The following is a 1,229-nucleotide window of genomic DNA, read 5'->3' as shown; positions in this document are numbered from 1 at the left end:
GAATCGCCCCTAGTTTCGTAGACACCTCCAAGCCTCATAATGAGGCCCATTAGGAGGTGCCATGAGCAACCAGCGTTACCCCGAAGAATTCAAAATCGAAGCGGTCAAGCAAGTGACTGAGCGCGGCCTCCCCGTAGCCGAGGTGGCAGCGCGGTTAGGCATGTCGGTGCACAGCCTGTATGTCTGGATCAAGCGCTACAGCAAGCCCCAGGAGCAGCGGCAGCAAGAAGACGATCAGCAGGCCGAACTGCGTCGTCTGCGCGCCGAACTCAAGCGAGTGACCGAAGAGCGAGACATTCTAAAAAAGGCCGCCGCGTACTTTGCCAAGGAGTGCGGCTGAAGTACGCCGTCATCAGCAAGCTGTCGGTGGAGTACCCGGTTCGACGCCTCTGCCAGACCCTGAAAGTGCATCCCAGCGGTTACTACGCCTGGCTGGCCGAGCCGAAATCCGTGCGCGCCAAGGAAGATCAGCGCCTGCTCGGGTTGATCAAACACGCCTGGCTGGAAAGCGGTGGGGTCTACGGCTATCGCAAGATTCACGACGACCTGCGTGAGCTGGGGGAGTCCTGTGGCCGGCACCGCGTGGCTCGCCTGATGCGGGGAGAAGGGCTGCGCTCACAAACCGGCTATCGGCGGCATCCCGGCTATTATGGCGGCCGGCCGGCGGTGGCTTCGCCCAATCGCCTGGAGCGGCAGTTCAACGTCAGTGAGCCGAACAAGGTCTGGGTCACCGACATCACCTACATCCGGACCTATGAGGGCTGGTTGTACTTAGCGGTAGTGCTAGATCTGTTTTCACGCCAGGTGATCGGCTGGTCGATGAAGTCACGAATGTGCAGCGACCTGGCCATCGATGCCCTGCTGATGGCGGTGTGGCGGCGCAAGCCCAAGCAGGAAGTGATGATCCACTCCGACCAGGGTAGCCAGTTCAGCAGTTCGGACTGGCAGAGTTTCCTCAAGGCTAACAACCTAAGCAGCAGCATGAGTCGACGTGGCAACTGCCACGACAACGCGGTAGCGGAAAGCTTTTTCCAGTTGCTGAAGCGGGAGCGCATCCGACGGAAAACCTACGGCACCCGCGAAGAAGCCCGCAGTGATGTGTTCGATTACATCGAGATGTTTTATAACCCCAAACGCCGGCACAGCAGCGCTATGCAGCTATCGCCAGTGGAGTTTGAAAAGCGCTACTTCCAAAGCTTGGAGAGTGTCTAGGAAAGCCGGGGCGATTC

The 1,229-nt window shown here is 59.2% G+C and carries 1 protein-coding gene; it reads left to right on the top strand.

The window, feature by feature from the left end; all coding sequences use genetic code 11:
- Positions 1-61 precede the first annotated feature (61 nt).
- Positions 62-1,212 (top strand): IS3 family transposase gene (locus UB43_RS28655; RefSeq protein WP_156160533.1). Its coding sequence is split into 2 segments (ribosomal slippage): positions 62-305 and positions 305-1,212, totalling 1,152 coding nucleotides; the frame shifts between segments, so codons are not numbered across the junction.
- Positions 1,213-1,229 lie beyond the last annotated feature (17 nt).

This window comes from Pseudomonas sp. 21 (assembly GCF_000955805.1).
Taxonomy (GTDB): domain Bacteria; phylum Pseudomonadota; class Gammaproteobacteria; order Pseudomonadales; family Pseudomonadaceae; genus Pseudomonas.
This window is presented reverse-complemented; position numbering and strand designations above follow the sequence as displayed.